This is a genomic window from Vibrio sp. Vb0937, assembly GCF_033338855.1.
In genome coordinates, this window is sequence record NZ_JAWOTK010000005.1 from 33,367 (window position 1) to 51,950 (window position 18,584).

At 43.1% G+C, this 18,584-nt stretch carries 14 protein-coding genes; 9 read left to right on the forward strand and 5 right to left on the reverse strand.

From position 1 onward, the window contains the following. Positions 1–75 precede the first annotated feature (75 nt). Positions 76–678, forward strand: coding sequence for a 2OG-Fe(II) oxygenase (locus R7P67_RS09890; RefSeq protein ID WP_005377733.1), 603 nt, complete (start codon positions 76–78; stop codon positions 676–678). Between the two features lie 54 nt (positions 679–732). Here R7P67_RS09890 and R7P67_RS09895 read toward each other — a convergent pair whose 3' ends face one another. Further along, positions 733–1,998 (reverse strand): HD domain-containing phosphohydrolase, encoded by a 1,266-nt coding sequence (locus R7P67_RS09895; RefSeq protein WP_262653715.1) that lies wholly within the window; start codon positions 1,996–1,998, stop codon positions 733–735. 626 nt (positions 1,999–2,624) lie between these two features. Between R7P67_RS09895 and R7P67_RS09900 the strand changes: the two genes are divergently transcribed. The 8 genes from R7P67_RS09900 to R7P67_RS09935 all read left to right on the forward strand — a co-directional run bounded on the left by R7P67_RS09900 (position 2,625) and on the right by R7P67_RS09935 (position 13,271). Next, the gene (locus R7P67_RS09900) at positions 2,625–3,818 is read left to right on the forward strand and encodes an iron-containing alcohol dehydrogenase (protein ID WP_047102205.1); all 1,194 of its coding nucleotides are present in this window, start codon (positions 2,625–2,627) and stop codon (positions 3,816–3,818) included. 161 nt (positions 3,819–3,979) lie between these two features. Then, on the forward strand, positions 3,980–5,185 hold the full coding sequence (locus R7P67_RS09905) for an aromatic amino acid transport family protein (protein ID WP_033905238.1): 1,206 nt from the start codon (positions 3,980–3,982) through the stop codon (positions 5,183–5,185). A 274-nt stretch (positions 5,186–5,459) separates the two neighbouring features. Next, a complete protein-coding gene (locus R7P67_RS09910) occupies positions 5,460–6,584 on the forward strand; it encodes an HD-GYP domain-containing protein (protein WP_137281959.1) in 1,125 nt (374 codons plus the stop codon). Between the two features lie 87 nt (positions 6,585–6,671). Further along, entirely contained in the window at positions 6,672–6,890 is a 219-nt protein-coding gene (locus R7P67_RS09915) for a hypothetical protein (RefSeq protein WP_005377723.1), read from the forward strand. 324 nt (positions 6,891–7,214) lie between these two features. Further along, the gene (locus R7P67_RS09920) at positions 7,215–7,979 is read left to right on the forward strand and encodes an ABC transporter ATP-binding protein (RefSeq protein WP_005377721.1); all 765 of its coding nucleotides are present in this window, start codon (positions 7,215–7,217) and stop codon (positions 7,977–7,979) included. An 11-nt stretch (positions 7,980–7,990) separates the two neighbouring features. Next, positions 7,991–8,875: an iron-siderophore ABC transporter substrate-binding protein gene (locus tag R7P67_RS09925; protein ID WP_085569858.1), complete on the forward strand. Its 885-nt coding sequence runs from the start codon at positions 7,991–7,993 to the stop codon at positions 8,873–8,875. After that, positions 8,872–10,848 carry a Fe(3+)-hydroxamate ABC transporter permease FhuB gene (gene fhuB / locus R7P67_RS09930; RefSeq protein WP_137281960.1) on the forward strand — a complete coding sequence of 659 codons (1,977 nt, stop codon included), beginning with the start codon at positions 8,872–8,874 and terminating at the stop codon, positions 10,846–10,848. Before R7P67_RS09925 ends, fhuB begins: the two co-directional genes overlap by 4 nt. 200 nt (positions 10,849–11,048) lie before the next feature. Beyond that, on the forward strand, positions 11,049–13,271 hold the full coding sequence (locus tag R7P67_RS09935; protein WP_262653717.1) for a TonB-dependent siderophore receptor: 2,223 nt from the start codon (positions 11,049–11,051) through the stop codon (positions 13,269–13,271). Positions 13,272–13,313: 42 nt separating this feature from the next. Here the strand turns inward: R7P67_RS09935 and R7P67_RS09940 are convergent, their stop codons facing one another. The 4 genes from R7P67_RS09940 to R7P67_RS09955 form a co-directional block, all read right to left on the reverse strand. Then, positions 13,314–13,862, reverse strand: coding sequence for a hypothetical protein (locus R7P67_RS09940; RefSeq protein ID WP_005377712.1), 549 nt, complete (start codon positions 13,860–13,862; stop codon positions 13,314–13,316). 251 nt (positions 13,863–14,113) lie between these two features. Then, positions 14,114–15,889 carry an ABC transporter transmembrane domain-containing protein gene (locus tag R7P67_RS09945; protein WP_042522895.1) on the reverse strand — a complete coding sequence of 592 codons (1,776 nt, stop codon included), beginning with the start codon at positions 15,887–15,889 and terminating at the stop codon, positions 14,114–14,116. A gap of 3 nt (positions 15,890–15,892) precedes the next feature. Continuing rightward, on the reverse strand, positions 15,893–17,632 hold the full coding sequence (locus tag R7P67_RS09950) for an ABC transporter transmembrane domain-containing protein (protein WP_115385956.1): 1,740 nt from the start codon (positions 17,630–17,632) through the stop codon (positions 15,893–15,895). Between the two features lie 271 nt (positions 17,633–17,903). Continuing rightward, positions 17,904–18,395, reverse strand: coding sequence for a type II secretion system GspH family protein (locus tag R7P67_RS09955; RefSeq protein ID WP_262653720.1), 492 nt, complete (start codon positions 18,393–18,395; stop codon positions 17,904–17,906). Positions 18,396–18,584: the final 189 nt, after the last annotated feature.

Genomic DNA, 18,584 nt, shown 5'->3' on the forward strand with positions numbered 1-18,584 from the left:
ACAAAAAATCGCATTTGTTGTGGGGTTGAAGATTTTTTATATAGACCGCCCAACTAATATGAGTGAACGACAATAATGGATAAAATGATCGATGCGTTAGCAACCCATGGCTACTACATCTGGGATGATTTTCTTTCTGAACAAGAAGTGGCTCAATTACGAGACTGCATTCCAAGTAACTGGAAAAAAGCGCGTATTGGTCGTAATGACGATGTGACACGTATTGAGTCAATTCGAAGTGACAAAATTCAATGGTTATCGCCCAATATGGGGCACGCGGTTACTTCTTACTTAGATAAGATGGAAGAAATACGCCAAGAAGTGAACCGTCACTTGTTTCTGGGGCTTTTTGAGTATGAAGCTCACTTTGCCAAGTACGAGGAAGGGGATTTCTACCAAAAGCATCTAGATTGTTTTAAGGGCAATGAAAACCGTCGATTGACAACCGTTTTTTACATGAACGAATCTTGGACGGAAAAGGATGCAGGTGAATTGGTGGTTTACGATCTAAATGATAATAAGATAGCAACCATCCCTCCTCAATCAGGACGCTTACTTTTATTCTTATCTGAGCAATTCCCGCATGAGGTTTTACCGACCAACGCAGAGCGGTTCAGCATTGCAGGTTGGTTCAGAATCAATGGTGTGCGAGACAATGTACTTGATATTGCAAAATGATTGGTTTGCAACCTGTACAAAATCAGCAAAGGGCGTAGATACGCCCTTTATCGATTAAACATTAGTTGATAGCTCGTAACACTCGGTCATGTTTCGCTCTAGCACTGCATAGACGTCAGAACAAAGTTCTTGATTAGCGACTTGCTCGCCCATAATCGCGGCGATTTGCGCTTGAGCCATTCGTCCTCGGTAGGGACGGTCCTGAGACAGAGCTTGGAAGACATCCGCGACAGCAATGATACGCGATGGAACATCGAGCTCGGCGCCTGTTTTGTGATAGGGATAGCCCGACCCGTCTAAACGTTCATGATGATTGGAAGCCCACTCCGCTATTTTCGCGTTAGGGAAGACCTTATGCAATGCGAGCTGAGTATCAATTGTATGGCGTTTGATACGCGTATACTCTTGTTTATTAAGAGATCCTTCTTTATGAAGAATCTCATCTGGTGTTTTTAACTTTCCGATATCATGCACCAACCCAGCAATAAATAACATCTCTTGGTCGTTCTCACAGAACCCAAGCTTGATGGCTAGATACCGAGATAACTCCGCCACTTTTTGCGAATGTTGATAAGTAAATGGGCTTTTTGCGTCAACAATTCGAGCGATAAACATGCCCAAACTATTCATATCTTGGATGGTGAGCTGTTTTTGAAGCCAATCAATGCTTTTAAAGTTTAATCCGATGGTTTCTATATTTTCAGACTCCATCGCGAACCAAAACGCGTCGGTCATAACGAGCTTAATCATTGCCTTAGCCATGTCTGGATTAAACAAAGTTCCAGCGTTTGCCATGATGCATTCTGCAATTAGTTCTTCATGAAGTGTGACAATGTCACAGTGGCAGTTCATGACGTATTTGGAACGCATAAAATCGAGACGGTCGGCTAAATAAAGTAGGGCAGCGACCTCTTTTTCAAAAGGCGGTAAATCAAGATATTTTAGTTCACTCCAATGTGTATGGTGGTAAAGAACAGGTGTAGCAAACTGACGCAACAAACGACACTGCTTGAGGCTTCGGTATCCTCTTAAGCAATGTGTTTTTACATCTTGTGGCACCAACTCCTCAAGTAACATTTTATGTTCTTGTGTTTCGGAGACTCCACAATCGTGGATCATCCCTGCGAAGTAGCAAAACTCCGCTTTTTCTGGTTCCCAGTTCATGACCCGAGCACATTGGTAAGCGATGTAAGCGACACGATGGCTATGGTGCGTATCATCAACACCTACATAGTCGAGTGCTCGAGCAACCCAGATAAGTGCTTGTTTCAGATCGACTTCAAAGCCCATGTCCGTATGGGAATGGCAAGAATGATTCATGGTTTATACCGACATTGCTAATTAGCCCACGCTAAACCCAAATCAGAAGGTGATAGGAAAAATTGGGTACGACAGCGAATAGACCCCAAAAAGGTGGGCGTTTAGACATAGTTTTGATTATGGGCGGGATAATAATCCTAGTTGCATAATAATATCACCTGAAGCTCATGGTTAAGAGTCAGATATTTGAACTAAGTATAAGTTTTGAAAGATTATTGTTGCTCTTGTTGACTTATTTGAAAACGACAATAAATCATGATGTAACGCATTCTTATTTTTATTTTTGTAAATCGTGCTCGGGCTCAACCAGAGACACACGGTATTGATGTGTGATTAACAGAATTCATATTGTTGCTTTTGGCAAAAAATAAGAAGACTTCTTCGAGGCTCGCTCTGTAACTAACAGAGTAATAGGGAAAGAAGCTTGTTAACTACATGACAATAGAGCGTCGTTGAAAACATTTTCTCTGTAGCTCATGTCGTTGAGGAAAGATAATGAAATGGTACGGTTTCCCAGCGATGCTAGCCCTTTTAGTGAGATAAGTTTATTGAAAATGTGTGATTGCAAAGTAAGCATAGGTAGTAAAAGTAGCTAGAATGATAGCTCTAAATGAAAAGGATTTCGTATGTTGAAGCATCGTTTATACCGGAGTTACACCGCTGGGTTAAAAATTGCAGCCCATATCCTTCCTATGCCGAGACCAACCTTGTTTTCCGGCCCTGGTTCGATGAATGAGCTATTAGAATCGATAACCGAGCTGGGATTTAAACGCGTTTTGTTAGTTACCGACGAAGGGTTAGTCCAAGTCGGTATTGTAGATAAGGTGCTTGAGGCTGCAGCAAAACTCGATTTACAGTTAGATGTTTTCTCGCAAGTTAAGCCCGATCCTACCTATGATCAGGTAGAGAGCGGTCTAGAGGCTTATCATCGTTTTCATTGTGAGGGCATATTAGCTTTGGGTGGCGGCTCTGCAATGGATTGTGCAAAAGTCATCGCTGCGAAAGTTACCAATAAACGGCCAATCAAAAAATTAGCTGGACTATTGAAGGTATGGCGAATGCCAGCGCCGCTTTTTGCTATTCCAACAACGGCTGGAACCGGAAGTGAAGTTACTATAGCTGCGGTCGTGTCAGATCCCTCCTCACACATTAAAACCCCTTTAATGGATCCAAAGTTGGTGCCACTAATGGCAGCTTTAGATGCGAATTTAATGATTGGTTTACCTCCTAAGATCACGGCTGATACTGGCGTTGATGCATTAACCCACGCTATTGAGGCCTATGTATCGAAAAACGCTACTCAAGAAACGATGGCTTATTCGGTTGCCGCTATTAAACTCATTTTTAAATATCTTCCTAGGGCTGTGATGCAAGGGGATGATGTCGAAGCTCGTCATAAAATGGCTATGGCATCCTATTACGCGGGTTTAGCATTTACCAAAGCGAGTTTGGGTTATGTTCATGCCTTTGCTCACACATTCGGTGCGAGATATGGAATACCTCATGGTATGGCAAACGGATTAGCCTTGTTGCCTGTGCTGCGCTTTTCATTATCAGAGATTGAGCCTCAACTAAGAAAGCTCGATGAGTTGACGGCCGAGGGGCAGTTAGGTAACGCAAGTGCTCAGCATTTTTTGGCGAATCTGGAGTCCTTGTTTTCAACTATTGATATTGAGCAAACCAGTGCGCTCATTCAACGTGAAGATGCTGATGCGCTTGTTGATTTAATTCTGAAAGAGGCGCACTGGAATTACCCTGTTCCCAAGTTCATGAACAGGGAAGAGTGCACACAGTTATTGTTAAATATCAGTAAGGTGTAAATTATAGTTTACATGTGTGGTTTTTTATCCTTACACTTTGCTTGATCTTCTGCTAAAGATCCTACAATATCGACGGCAATACAAATATGGTGTTGGTTTCGGTCCGCCGTTGCCCGATCTAATACTGATAATTTCTAATAAAGTGTAAAGATTAATATACAATGAGTCGTTCTAAAGTATTCGGTAGTACGCTAATTATTGCGGGCACTACAATAGGCGCTGGTATGCTAGCGCTTCCACTTGCCTCTGCCGGCATTGGTTTTTCAACTTCTATTATCATCATGCTAGGCTTATGGGCTCTGATGGCTTTCACTGCCTTGCTTATGCTTGAGCTTCATCAACATGCGGAGAGTAGTGCTACACTTCATACTTTGGCGAAACAGATCCTAGGTCAAAAAGGCAAGTGGGTGGCAAGTTTTGCGATGTTGTTTCTTTTCTACTCATTATGTGCAGCGTATATCGCTGGCGGTGGTGCTCAGTTCGGAGACCGCCTTGCACAATGGTTTGACCTCGATATTTCAGGGCCTACATCAACGATAATCTTTACCTTGATTGTGACTTTAGTTGTGACAGTGGGTACCGGTACGGTCGATAAAGTAAACCGAGTTCTGTTCGCGATGAAGCTCATTGCGATGGTTGCGGTGCTTTCTTTTCTTGCTCCAAACGTTACGGAATCTTACTTGTTAAGTATGCCAATCGAACAAGGCCTTGTTGTAGCGGCGATTCCGGTGATCTTTACTTCGTTTGGTTTCCACGGAAGTATACCTGCAATTGTGAATTACTTAGACGGTGACACTTCTTCTTTACGCAAAGCCGTTATTATTGGTTCGACGATTCCACTCGTTATTTATATCTTTTGGCAAATCGTGACGTTGGGTGTGGTTAGCCAAAGTACGCTTGTTGAGAACGGAGGGTTGAGCGCACTGATTGGTCAACTATCTCAGACAGTACACCAATCAAATTTGGGTAGCATTGTTGGTGTGTTTGCTGACTTGGCATTGTTGACATCGTTCCTTGGCGTGAGTTTGGGTCTATTCGAATTTTTGGGTGATACCATCAAAGGAAGTAACGATAAGCCTAATCGTTTGATTGCGGCACTAGTGACGTTTACTCCACCGCTAGGCTTCGCACTTTTCTATCCTCAAGGCTTTATTATGGCTTTGGGCTATGCAGCGATTGCCTTAGCGATTTTAGCCATCTTTTTGCCTTTGGTTATGGTGATCAAGGTTCGTAAATCGGATGATTTTACTGGGGAGTACCGCGTCGCAGGTGGTCAAGGTGCGTTAGTGATAACGGGCATCGCTGGCACTGGCATCGTATTCGCTCAGGTGTTAATTACGCTGGGTGTGCTTCCTGCTCTAGGCTAGTTGTTTAGAACGTTCTTTGAATAACTTCTAGTTACTGAATCCATCGTAATCAATCAGTATTGTTAGGCCAACGAGTTTCGCTCGTTGGCTTTTTTAATCTGGATCAAATTACCGTAAGATATCCGGTGAAAAAATTGGTAGAAATGTGCTTTTATTTCGTACACTTAAGTTGTGGTATATCGATAATTTAAGTGGAGAAAACCGCTCAAAATACCATTGAATTTGCAACACAATGAGCTTTTCTTGTTTCTCTGCTTTGGTGTGGAGGTGAAGCATGGCGCACCGGAGTTTTTACCCGTTTGCAAAACCGCTTAACGAGCAACTGCAAACGCTAAAAGGCAGGATGCAGGCGCACTTGCCATGTATTGATAGGGTGTCATTTGCAAAATATCACCCAGACCAAGATGTGCTCAAATCATTTGCAGAAAGTGAGTTCGACACTTGGTGTTTAGCCCATCACGAATCAGCATTCCGTAAACTCCACCACCTCAATATTGCCTCTAAAAACGCGGTTCCTCGTATCGTCGAAGACCTTCATGATATTAAGCACTGTCCTCGGGTTCAAATTTTACTCAAACACGGATATCAGTCGTCGGCTGCTATTCCTTGTTATAACAATAAAGCTTTTACTGGTTTTGTATTTTTGAACTCCACTCAACGTGATGCGTTTAGTTTAGAAGCGCTGAATGGTCTTAAACCTTATTTCGAAATGATTCGATTTGCGGTTGAATCAGAAACTCAAGTAGTCAATGCGATAGAAACGCTAGCTAACCGAATGCAATGTATGATGCCAGGCTATTCACCTGAGTATTACGCGCATACCAAACGCATGAAGTACTACAGTCAAATTATCGCAACGCAGTTAGCGGATCGTTATCACCTGAATGACGAAATGGTCGAAGATATTGGTATTTTTGCTCAGTTCCATGCGCTCGGTGATAGTCAGCTGCCAGTTGAAATTGCTAGCCGCCGAACAAATTACTCTCAAGAACAAGAGGCGATATTGATTCAACATATTGAGCGTTGTATCGATTCAGCGGATGACATAGTTGCCCGTATCGGAAATCCGGTTCACCCGAGTGTGACTTTGTTTTTGCAGATGATTATTTATCAGTACGAAAATTTAAATGGCACTGGTTATCCGTATGGTTTAACCAGTGATGATATACCAATAGCCGCCCAAATTACGGCTGCCGCAAATGCCTTTGATTTTATGACAACGCACCATCCGTATAGACAAGCGTGGTCCATCCCATACGCATTGTTAGAACTTGAAAAATGGGTATATCAGGGATGGTTATCTCGAGAATGTGTTGATGCTCTGCGAGAGCATCAAGGTTATATAAAGCAAATCATCCACAAATATCCCGAGCACTATACAGGCTTGGGGTTAATGTGAAGAGCAGTAACAAAGTTGAAATGTTGACGAGGAGGAATATTTAAACAATACTGTTTTTATATACAGTAATAAGTTTGGAGGTGAAGTATGTTGTGGGAAACCCTTGAAAGAGTAAACCGCTTACGCCAACAAGCACTTGCAAATCCTGAGTTTGTTGAGTCAGCAAAAGAGCACGAACAAGCACTTCAGGAGCAAGAATACCATTATCAAACTAAGAAAAAGCGTTCAGCCAAAGACAAACAAGGTAAAAAGTCGCTGGCCGATATCTATAAAGAAGTAGAGTTTGGCGCTGACGCTCGTCATTAATGTATTCACTGCGGCATTTTTCATTTCTTCATACGCTGCAGTATTCGTTCAAATTTATGCGAGAGCAGTGGGAGACCGCTGCTCTCGTTGACCTGCCTATAATTTACTAATGAAGTTCAGCAGAGCAAATTATCACTAACACTTAGCAATTCTCTCAATGATCTTGTTGATGTAATGATAATGACAACGGTTTGCATTTGTATCTTTGTTGTTATATAAAACCTCCCTTATTAATCGTTCTGTTGAATAAGAACGGCAAACGTGATCAACGAATGAGAGCTCTGAATAACTGTTATTCGTAAATGGCTATTAGGTGAAGTAGGGATGTTGGAAGCTAAAGCACTCCAGTTTGAGATTGAAGGCAAGTCATTGCTAAAAGCGTTTGATGTGACATTTGAACCCGGAAAAACATACGCTCTTGTTGGACACAATGGTTCAGGAAAATCCACATTGTTAAAGTTGCTGGCACAGCAACAGCCATACACCGCTGGTGACGTGGTTCTGCATGGAACGAGCATTAACGATCTCTCAGCGAAAAAATTCGCCCAACACATTGCCTACTTGCCTCAGCATCTTCCAGTGACCGACAGTATTTTAGGTCGAGATTTAGTCGGTTTTGGTCGTTATCCATGGCATGGTTTACTTGGACGTTTGAGTAAGAAAGATCACGACATTGTTGAAGAAGCAATGGCGATGACAGGCACACTAAAATACGCAGATCGCTTAGTGGACACGTTATCTGGAGGAGAGCGTCAACGTGTGTGGCTAGCTATGCTGTTAGCCCAAAAAACCGAGTATTTGCTTCTTGATGAGCCTTTGTCTGCGCTAGATATCAGCCATCAAGTCGATATGTTGAAGCTTATCTCTAAACTCAGTCAAGAACTGGGCTTGGGCGTTATTATCGTATTACACGACATCAACTTGGCTGCACGATTTTGCGACTACATCGTTGCATTACATCAAGGTGATTTGATTGCACAAGGCAATGTTGAACAGGTGTTTACTGAACCTAAGTTGAGGGACATATATGGGATAGAGATGATGATCTCTGACCACCCTGCGGGTTACCCGGTGGCGATGCCAAGCTAAAGGTTGGAATAATGAGCAGTACAAACACTCGACTTAAACATTTCTCTTTCGCTCTCTCACTTAGTGCGCTTTTGGTCAGTTCTTTTCAAGCACTAGCTGACGCATCACCTCGGGTGATGTCGGTTGATTGGACACAAACTGAAACGATGTTGGCGTTAGGGGTTGTGCCCGTAGGCGTCGCTCAAGGGCAAGATTACGATGCTTGGGTAAAATCGCCACCGTTACCACCTCAAACTAAGGATGTAGGGTTAAGAACTCAACCCAATATAGAGCGTATTTACGAGCTCAGACCTGACCGTATTTTTATTGCCCCGTACTTCTCCTCAATGAAGCATCGTTTAGTCGATATTGCCCCCGTTACCACGATTGACTTATATGAAAGCGGGATCACAGATTGGTCGGTACTTACTCGTTTCACTCGGAGGTTTGGTGAAGAGCTGGGAAGAGAAGCGGAAGCAGAGGCGCTTATCCAACAATATGAAAAACGTTTCTCTTTATTAAAACAGCGCATAAACAAAGACCAGCCGCCGCTTTTAATTATTCAGTTTATGGATACGAAGCACGTTCGTGTTTTTGGTCAAAATAGTCTTTACTCTCAGGCTATCGAAAAGATTGGGCTGAGTAATGCATGGAATGAAAAGACGAATAGCTGGGGCTTTAGCCTAGTTGGCATCGACAAGTTAGCTGGCATAAAAGCTCAAATTGTTATCGTAGAGCCATTACCTTACGGTGGAGCGGAGCAGCTCTCTCAAGACCCATTTTGGCAATATGTTGTTCAACAATCTGGTGAAAAGGTCATGCAAGTCGCACCCGTTTGGAGTTTTGGTTCTATGCCTTCAGCTCTCCGTTTCGCAGAGTTAGTTACGGCGAGTAAGGTCGAGGAGTTAACACAATGAAAACGATGCCTTTAAGCTTTGTGGTGTTACTTTCGGCATTTACCTTTTCTATTGGTGCTTTCCAATTGTACCAAGTAAGCTCATTTTCGTTGGCTCTAATCAGTTTATGGGAGCCTAACTTTCAATCTATCGATTCTGTTTTACTTCACTTTAGCTGGTGGCCTCGAGTCTTCACCACGATTATATCTGGTGCTGGATTAGCGGTTGCTGGGGTATTGATGCAGCAAGTGCTGCGTAACCCTCTCGCTTCACCCACGACACTTGGTGTGGCGAGCGGTTCAAGTTTTGCTTTGATGTTAGCTACGCTATTCGCACCTTGGATGTTGGATATCGCGCCTAATTTGGTTGCTCTCATCGGCGGTGTGATATCGATGGGGTTGGTGATGCTGTTGTCATGGCGACGAGCGTTATCTCCAACGGTTGTCGTCGTTTCTGGGTTAGTGATAAACCTGTACTTTGCATCATTAAGTACGGTTATTCTGATGATGAATACCGAAAAGCTGAATGGGTTAATGATATGGGGAGCGGGTTCGCTTGTTCAGAGTGGATGGGGAGATTTCTCGTATCTTGCCCCTCGAATCGCACTTGCTACGATCATTGCATTTGTGATTGCAAAGCCGTTAAGTCTGTTGGAACTCTCCGAGCAAGGTGCCAAGAGTTTAGGTGTCTCGTTAGCTAAGTTGCGTTTTGTCTGTCTTGGGCTTGCGGTGTTAATCACTTCTTGGGTGGTTTCTGCGGTAGGAATCATCGGTTTCATCGGGTTAGCGGCGCCAGCGATTACTCGATTGATAGGTATCAATAAAATCCAGCATAAGCTTTGGGTATCAATGCTGATTGGTGCCATGTTATTGACTTTAACCGATTTGGTTATTCAGCAACTGCCAGGGCTAATGGCGAGTTTTATACCAACGGGAGCTGCAACCGCTGCACTGGGCGCTCCGCTACTGTTATGGCTGTTACCTCGCTTATCACAAAAGACGCAGGGCCATACTCAAACAGTGTTAACTCGACATCGTGAAAATGTTTACAAGCTAAACCCTAAAGCGATCTCATTGGCGTTGATCGGCACGTTAATTTCTGTTGTTCTTTTTGCCACGGTTGCTGTGCAAAATGAAGGGTGGGCAAACTTATTTGCTAGCCAAAATTGGATTTTTTTGGAGTGGCGCGCACCTAGATTATTTGCAGCAGCAATTGCGGGGGCAATGTTAGCGATTGCTGGAACCATGATTCAACGCCTAAGTGGAAACCCAATGGCAAGTCCTGAAGTGATCGGTATCAGTTCAGGGACAGCAATGGGATTGATCATCGCGATGTTTACTGGGTTTGGTTCGTCAATTTTCACTCTTTCTCTAGGCGGGCTCGTAGGTGCATTAGCGACGGTATCAGTCATTGTGCTGCTAAACCGTAAGTCAGGCTTTCAGCCGGAGCGTATTTTGTTGACTGGTATTGCGATTACCGCACTGATGAATGCAATACAGAGCTTTATTCTAGCCACTGGTGACCCAAGAAGTTATCAAGCATTAGCTTGGTTGTCTGGGTCTACCTACTATGTCTCGGTTGAAACGTTACTCCCATTGTCTTTATCTGCGCTTGTCTTTATAGGGTTGAGTTTTCTCTGCGTAAGATGGCTAGATATTCTTCCTGTCGGTGCCGCTTCCTCTAAAGCACTTGGAGTTCGAGTTGATCGCTCACGCGCAATACTGCTTCTTTTAGTTGCTTGTCTCACGGTCAGTGCGACATTGGTTGTTGGTCCGATTAGCTTTGTTGGGTTGTTGGCTCCGCATTTAGCTCGCTTATTTGGTTTTAACAAAGCGTCACAACACATGTTATGCGCCGCGATACTGGGGGCAGGGGTGATGTTGTTGGCTGATTGGTTGGGACGACAGGTCCTTTACCCGCAAGAAATACCAACAGGGCTTATGGCGTCTCTCATTGGCGGTTTGTATTTAATGTGGGGTTTACGCCGCTTATAGAGATGAGCTAAGCCTCAACCAAGAAAGTACTTATACAAATAAGCACTCGTAGTGGCATTCGTAACCTATGCGAGTGCTTTATGCAAAACCTCTGGTTTGTCTTTTACGGAAACAACTGGCGATGCCGTAACTCGCTTTTCTTTCAGCGACCGCTGAAGTCATGAAGGGTTGGTTTGGCTGCCGACAAAAAGGAGAAGAATATGACTCGGCAGTTTATGCTAACACCAACGTCGATGGCGGTTGTATTAGCTTTATCAACGCCAAATGTCTTGGCTCAGGAAGATGAAAATATAGTTGTGATTGGACAGCAGCAAGACAGTGCAGTTGGTCCAGATTTTAGTTATCTCGGAGCGAAGAGTCGGGCAGCGACGAAAACTGATATTGCCATCAATGAAACCCCAAGAGCGGTATCTGTTGTTACGCGAGAACAAATGGATGATCGTGCCTCTATTAGCATTTCTGACGCGCTACAGTACACACCAAGTATTCAAACTAATTATTTCGGCGAAGATAACAAGCAAGATTGGTTTATTATTCGTGGTTTTAAACAGGCGAACAGCGGGCTGTATCAAGATGGTACCCGTTTATATTCTTCTGGTTTTTATAGTTGGCAAATAGATCCGTTTGCTTTGGAAAGGGTTGAAGTTTTACGTGGTGCAGCGTCTGTTCTTTATGGGCAAAACCCTCCTGGTGGGGTCATCAATGTTGTCAGTAAGCGACCTCAATTTGATGGGGGGTCAGGACTTGTATCTTTGGAGTACGGTTCTGAAGACCGTAAACAACTTTCTCTTGACGTAAACTCTGAGGTGAGTGAGCAGCTAGCTTTCCGCTTTCAAGGGTTAGCGAGAAAAAATGGGACGAGAATTAGTGGGGTAGAAGCAGAGCGCATTCTTCTCTCTCCATCGATGACGTACAAATTTAATGAGGCGTCTGAAATTACCTTTCTAACGAGCTATCAAAAAGACGACTCAGATCCTTATCTGCAATTTTTGCCAGTTGAAGGAACGTTAACGCCAAACAAAAATGGAAAGATCAGTGATAGTTTAGCGATAGGCAATCCTAACTGGGAGACGTTTGAGCGTGAGCAGGTGTCTTTAGGCTATGAGTTTTCTCATGCATTTAATGATACCACTTCATTTGTTCAAGCAGCTCGTTACAGCGAAATGGATGTTAAGCTAAGACAAATGTATTCGTACGTTTACTCGGCTGACGTGCCTGCGTTGGGGCCGGCTTTGGACCCATCAAATGAACGCAAAACCATACTTCGGGGTGCTTCAACAGAAGATGGGTCATCTGATGCTTTTAATATCGATAATCGTTTGATGCACCAAGTAAATTGGGGAAGTGTTGAGCATAACTTGATGTTGGGCATAGATTTTCAAATGATCAGTATCGATGGTAAAGATTTTGCCAATGACCCTATCGTTGCTAATGGTAATGCATTATTAAACACACCAATGGGAGCTTTGCCCGATCCTAGGTTTAATGTATTTAATCCTACTTATTCGGATAACATAATGTTACTCGATCCGAATACGCTACAACCATTGAGCGAAACCGATAAGCAAAGAACGAAAATCGATAATCAGCAGCTCGGCGTCTACTTTCAAGATCATATGCTGATCAACGATAAATGGGCGATGTTATTGGGCGCACGTTACGACGATACAAGTAATGAAGTACATAATGTTACCACGGGTGCTCGCACGAAAGTCGATAATGGAGAGTGGACGTTTAGCGTGGGAACGGCTTATATTTCTGATTCTGGCTTCACGCCATACTTTAGTTACTCTCAGTACTTTGATCCAATTATTCAAGAAGACAGCAATGGTAAGCCAGCGAAGCCTGAAAGCGGTGATCAATTTGAAATCGGTATGAAATACCAACCGGATTCATTTGATGGTTATTTCAATATTGCAACGTATCGGGCAACAAAAGAAAACTTGGCTCGTATCTACTTGAGTGAATTAACGCAAATAGGAAAAATAGAAAATAACGGCGTTGAGTTTGAAGCTGTAGCTAATGTGACACCATCCTTAACATTGATCGGGAACATTGCGTACGTTGATGCAGAGATAAAAGAAGACATCAATAAGGCATGGGTTGGCAAAACACCTTCCCAAGTGGCGAATACCGTATCATCAGCTTGGGCACATTATCGTTTCTTTGATGGACCTCTTGATGGCTTTGCTGTTGGCTTAGGCGCGCGCTATACAGGTGAGTCATACGGAGACAATGAAGAGGGACTAAAAGTACCAAGTTATTTCTTAATGGATGCGACGGTCAGTTATCGAATCGGCGATTACAAGTTACAAGTCGCAGCTAAAAACATCGCGGATAAAAAGTACATAGCGACATGTGATGGCTTTTGTTGGTATGGCGACCGACAAAATGTTATTGCAAGTTTAACTTACGACTGGTGAGTTAACGTATAAATAAACACCCCTAACTTTAGGGGTGTTTATTTAGAAATCGGCTTTACGGACAAAGTGCGGGTTTTTGTACTTTTTCTGCGGACCAAACGATGATACGACAAGTTTGTTCCATAATGTTTTGTCAAACTCACCCTTTGGAATCGAAGGGTAGAGGGTTTCCTCTTCTTCTCTTGCAAAGTTCATATATTGTTTCTTTTTAATTTGATTGTACTTTTTGGCGATCTGGTTATGTTTTCTTACCCACTCCAGCTTGTAATTGTGGAGCACTTTTTCACCATCTTCGAGACTCATCCGAGATAGGAACAGTCGCTTGTATGAGACCTTTCTGTCCAGCATTGTGCGCATAACGGTTTGGATATATTTACCGTGATGCGTAATGGTAATGTCGTTTTCATCAATAGGAGTGACACACCAGCCTTTAGGTAAAAAGTCTGGCTTCTTAAATTGCTTATTACGCTCCATTAGCGCCTGATGTAAAACTAAATCAGAGGTGCCGCGGAACGTCTTTTGCCATTTACCGATACGAATTTGAATCGAACCAGGCAAGCGATAGATGTTAGTAAACTTATCTTTGTCCATGGACTTGTGTCATGAGATTAATGTGCATAATTAGAAAGCGGAATTCAGCCCAATGCCACAGGCAGTAGACTTAAGTACCGTACGATTTTACAACGACCTTGCGTGATATAGCGAGGGGTTATGTCAATAATAGGTAAGAAATAGAAAATTAGTTCACATTATGAAGAAATTGGAAGCTAACAAGGCTAAATTTTGAAGTTACACCAATTATGCCCATACCAACTAAATAAAAAGAAGGCACGGGCATAAAATCACACCGCTTCTTCGAGTTGCTTGGTGTCTTCTTCAATCTGTTGTAGATGTCGGTTTGCTTGCTGTAACTGATACATTTGAGCATAACGACCATTTTGCGTTAAGAGTGCTTTGTGTGTGCCTTTCTCAACTAACTCCCCATGATGAAGAACAATGATTTGGTCTGCATCTAGGATAGTTGAAAGCCGATGAGCAATAACAACGAGCGTCATGTCTTGTCTGAGTACCGCCAAGCTCTTTTGGATTAAAGCCTCTGTTCCTGAGTCAATATTTGCGGTTGCTTCATCTAATATCAATATCTTAGGTTTTACCACAAGCACACGTGCTAACGCCAAAAGCTGTTTCTGACCCGCAGATAAATTAGTTTCGCCTTGACCTAACTGCGTGTCTAGCCCGTTAGGGTAACGATGAATTTGTTCTGCCAAACCTACCTTGTCTAACGCATCCCATATTTGATTGTCATCAACCGCCCGACTGAGAGAGATGTTTTCTCTGACTGAAGCAGGGAGAATATGTGGATCTTGTTGGACCATTGCCACATCTTTGCGAAGTACGTCTTTCCCTAATGTTTTAAGTGGACGACCATCTATGAGCAGTTCGCCACATTGCGTTGGATAAAAGCCCATTAACAGTGACGCTAATGTGCTTTTACCGCTTCCTGTATGCCCGACAAGCGCGATAAAGTCTTGGTGGTTGGCCTTCAACGAAATGTCTTTTAGGACGTCCTGTTTACCATCGTAGCTAAATGTGAGATCTCTAAGTTCGATAGCACCTGACCTTAATGGTTGATGATTGTCCCCGTAAGTTTGTTCTTTCGCGTCAATTAATTCAAAAACACGTTCGCTTGATACTAACGCCTGCTGAAGTAGAGCAAGTTGCTGAGTCATCTCAATTAGTGGTTCAGTAACTCGCGCAAGATAACTGATAAATGCATACAGTACCCCCACACCAATCAACTCAATACCATTAAAACCAAAGATCGCAACCAAGCAAAGCAACGCAAGACCAGCGAGTAAGTCCATTAATGGTCTTAGCAGATAGCCGTTTAGCCGAATCACTCGTTTAGATGCCACCAGATGCTCTGCGGTTAGCTCGTTGAACTGTTTATTAAAACGCTCTTCTTGTTGCATTAATTGAATGACACTCATCCCTTGAATGGATTCACTCAGATTCGCATTTATATCGGTCAATAGGTCACGCATCTTTCGGTAGCTTTCTGTACTTAGCTGCTTAAACAAGTACATAAAGCCGATGACGATCGGCAGCAATACAAGCACAACGAGTGTGAGCTTCCAACTCATGAAAAACATAACGCCAAGCATTACGACAATCATGACCACGTTTTTCACCACGGTCGCGATCAAAAGCTCATAAAATTGCTGTAAAGATTCCGTATCGTTGGTGATTCGCGACACCAATTTTCCAGCAGGAGTGTAATCAAACGCAGATAACGGCTGCTTAATCACGCCAGAAAATACTTGCTTACGAATCGCTTTGATCGTGTTAGCCGCGACAATGCTAAATTGCAATGACTGAAAATACTGGAATGTTGCCGATACGATCTGAAGAGCGATATAACCTACTGCTAGCGAAATCAGAACATTTTGTGAATAGTCACCTTTAGCGATGTGCTCATCAATGAAATATTGAATCAACCAAGGGCCGCCGGCGCTAGCTAACGCTGCAATAAACAGCAAGGCGAGTCCTTTAATCATTGGCTTTGGTTGAGATAATGGGTAAGACATTAACCGTTTAAACGTGCTGGTCTGGTTCATTCATTATTCCTCCATCGCCTGTTCTAGTTTTTGGTACTCGAACATTTCGGCGTACCATCCCTGATGCGCTAATAAAGCGCTATGTTGCCCACGTTCAGTAATGTGGCCGTGATTCAAGACAATGATCTCGTCTGCTGCTTCCAATGCGGTGAGGCGGTGCGCAATAACGATTAGGGCTTGATCACGGTAGTGTGTTTCCAAATTCTTAAGGATTTGATGTTCGGTCCGTCCATCAACAGCGGAAAGTGCATCGTCCAAAACCAACACTTGGGCATTCAGCAGCATAGCGCGTGCTATCGCAATACGTTGTTTTTGCCCGCCGGAGAGTGTAATGCCTTTTTCACCAACTTCTGTTTGGTAGCCTTCAGGAAACTTTTCAATATCGTCATGTATACAGGCTAACTTTGCTGCTCTATAGACTTCTTCTTTCTCTGCATTAGGGTTGCCTAAGGCAATATTGTCGAAGATAGATTTGGAGAATAGAAACGGACTTTGATTAACTACAGCAAAACGGTTGCGCCATTGTGGAAGTAGGGCATCCTTGATCTTGACATCACCGAATTTAATTGAGCCGTTTTCTAAATCATGTTGACGCAAAAGTAGTGTTAACAGGGTCGATTTTCCGCTTCCTACCGGCCCTGCAACTCCCAACATTTTTCCGGGTTCCAGTTCGATGTTTACTTCCGTCAAAGCGGGCGGTAAATCACTAGACCAATGGAAATCGTCGATATCAATTTTTAACGGAAGTGGTTTATTTTCTATTGGCTTATTGCCACTGATAATTTCTGGCTTTTCATCAAAGATCTCTTGTAATCGGTTCCATGCAGCAGAGCCTCTTTCTAAAATGTTAAATAGGAATGCGAATGCCAACATCGGCCATATCATCAACCCTAAATACATCGTAAATGCGGTCAGATCACCAAGCGTGATCTCACCTTTATCAACAAGGTAAGCACCAGCAGCGACACTAAGAAGGAAAGAAAGACCGATGGTTAACTGAATTGCCGGGTCAAATCTAGCATCGACTCTTGCGACAGCGATGTTCTTTTCGCCAGTATCATCCACAACCTCTTCAAAACGTTGCTGCTCTTGGTTTTCTAATCCGAAAGCACGCAGCATTCGCACGCCATTAAGTGACTCTTGTGTCATGTCTGACATGGTAGAAAAGGCTTCCTGAGCGACACGAAAGCGTTGATGTAGGATACGCACAATAAAGAAGATGATGATGGCAAGAAATGGCATTGGAAGAAGCGCCATTACGGTGAGCTTCCAGCTTACTTGCGTTACCATAATGATTAAAACCGCAATACCAGTGATCAAAGAGTCTGCGGCGGTTAAAACCCCTTCGCCGGCTGTCATAACGATATTACGCACATCATTAGTGCCACGAGCCATCAGATCCCCCGTCTTGTAACGTTCAAAAAAACGAGGTGGCTGTGTCGATAAATGCCTATATAGACGGTTACGTAGAATGGTCCCGAGCTCCCAGCTTGCGCCGAAAAGCCAAATTCGCCATAAGATGCGACACCCATAAATAGTAAAGATCAGTACAGTTAACCCTGAGAGCCATAGAATCAGCGTATTTGTATCTAAAGTGTTGTCTACGACGCCGTCAACTATGATGCCAACTGCTTTGGGCGGAACAAGCTGTAATGCTGATATCACAGCGAAAAGCAGAATGGATCCGACATAGTGCCTCCACTTTTGTTGGAAATACCAACGTAGCTGCCAGAATATTCTCATTACGCCTCCCGCTTTAAATTATTGAATTTGTTATAGAACTATTATTGAGCGAAATGATGAGTTTACAAGCACAACTTATAGGCGGGTTTAAAAACGATAGATTGTTTCAATTATAGCCATGTGTCGGCGCAAATTACTGGGTTTATCTCTATGAGCTCATTGTGCGACGACATTATGTGAAATAGTTGTTAATGATGGTTTTGGAGCCATTACCTTGCAATAACGATGAAGACACCAAAAGTAAAAGTGTTACTGCCACTCTCTATGGGAATTAGCAATCGTCAGTTTGTATTTTGTATTTCACTTGGCCACCAGGAGTTTCTGGGTAGTAAACTTCGACATAACACATATGTTCTGGACCAACAGGCTTGTTTGCAAAACCAATAAGGAAGTAGGGCTCGTCTGGGCTGTCTACCCCATACCAAGTGTTGATAGTGAGTTGCGGATCAAAGCCTGCTAGCTCTTTTGCTGGAATAACATTTTTGATAAATCCAAAGTAACCAATTAGGTCGTTATGGCCGTCATTATCTAGATCAATGTTATATTGTATGCCGCTATCTACTGTCTCTTGAGATTGAATCACTGCTTTGGTGTAGACAAAGTTGTTGGCGGTCATGAGTGCTTCTCTGGCTCCATATAGAACCGACACCCTGGCATCTTTTTGTAAGCCAAGAAATTTAGGAAATGCAACGACGCTTACAATACCAAGAATGATGATGCACACAATGAGTTCAATAAGAGTAAATCCTTGAGAGCGACGCACAGCCTTTCTCCATGTTTTAGAAACGAATAGGCGGCTATTCTGATATAGAAACTTTCAGGTCAAGTATTAAAAAAGAATGATAGTAAGAGATCGGGATTGCAAATCTCAAATATAAAACAAGTTGCTTATTTTTGAGGTAGGGAGTGATTTTGAGAAAAACCAAGGAATGAACTCGAGAGGACAAAATCC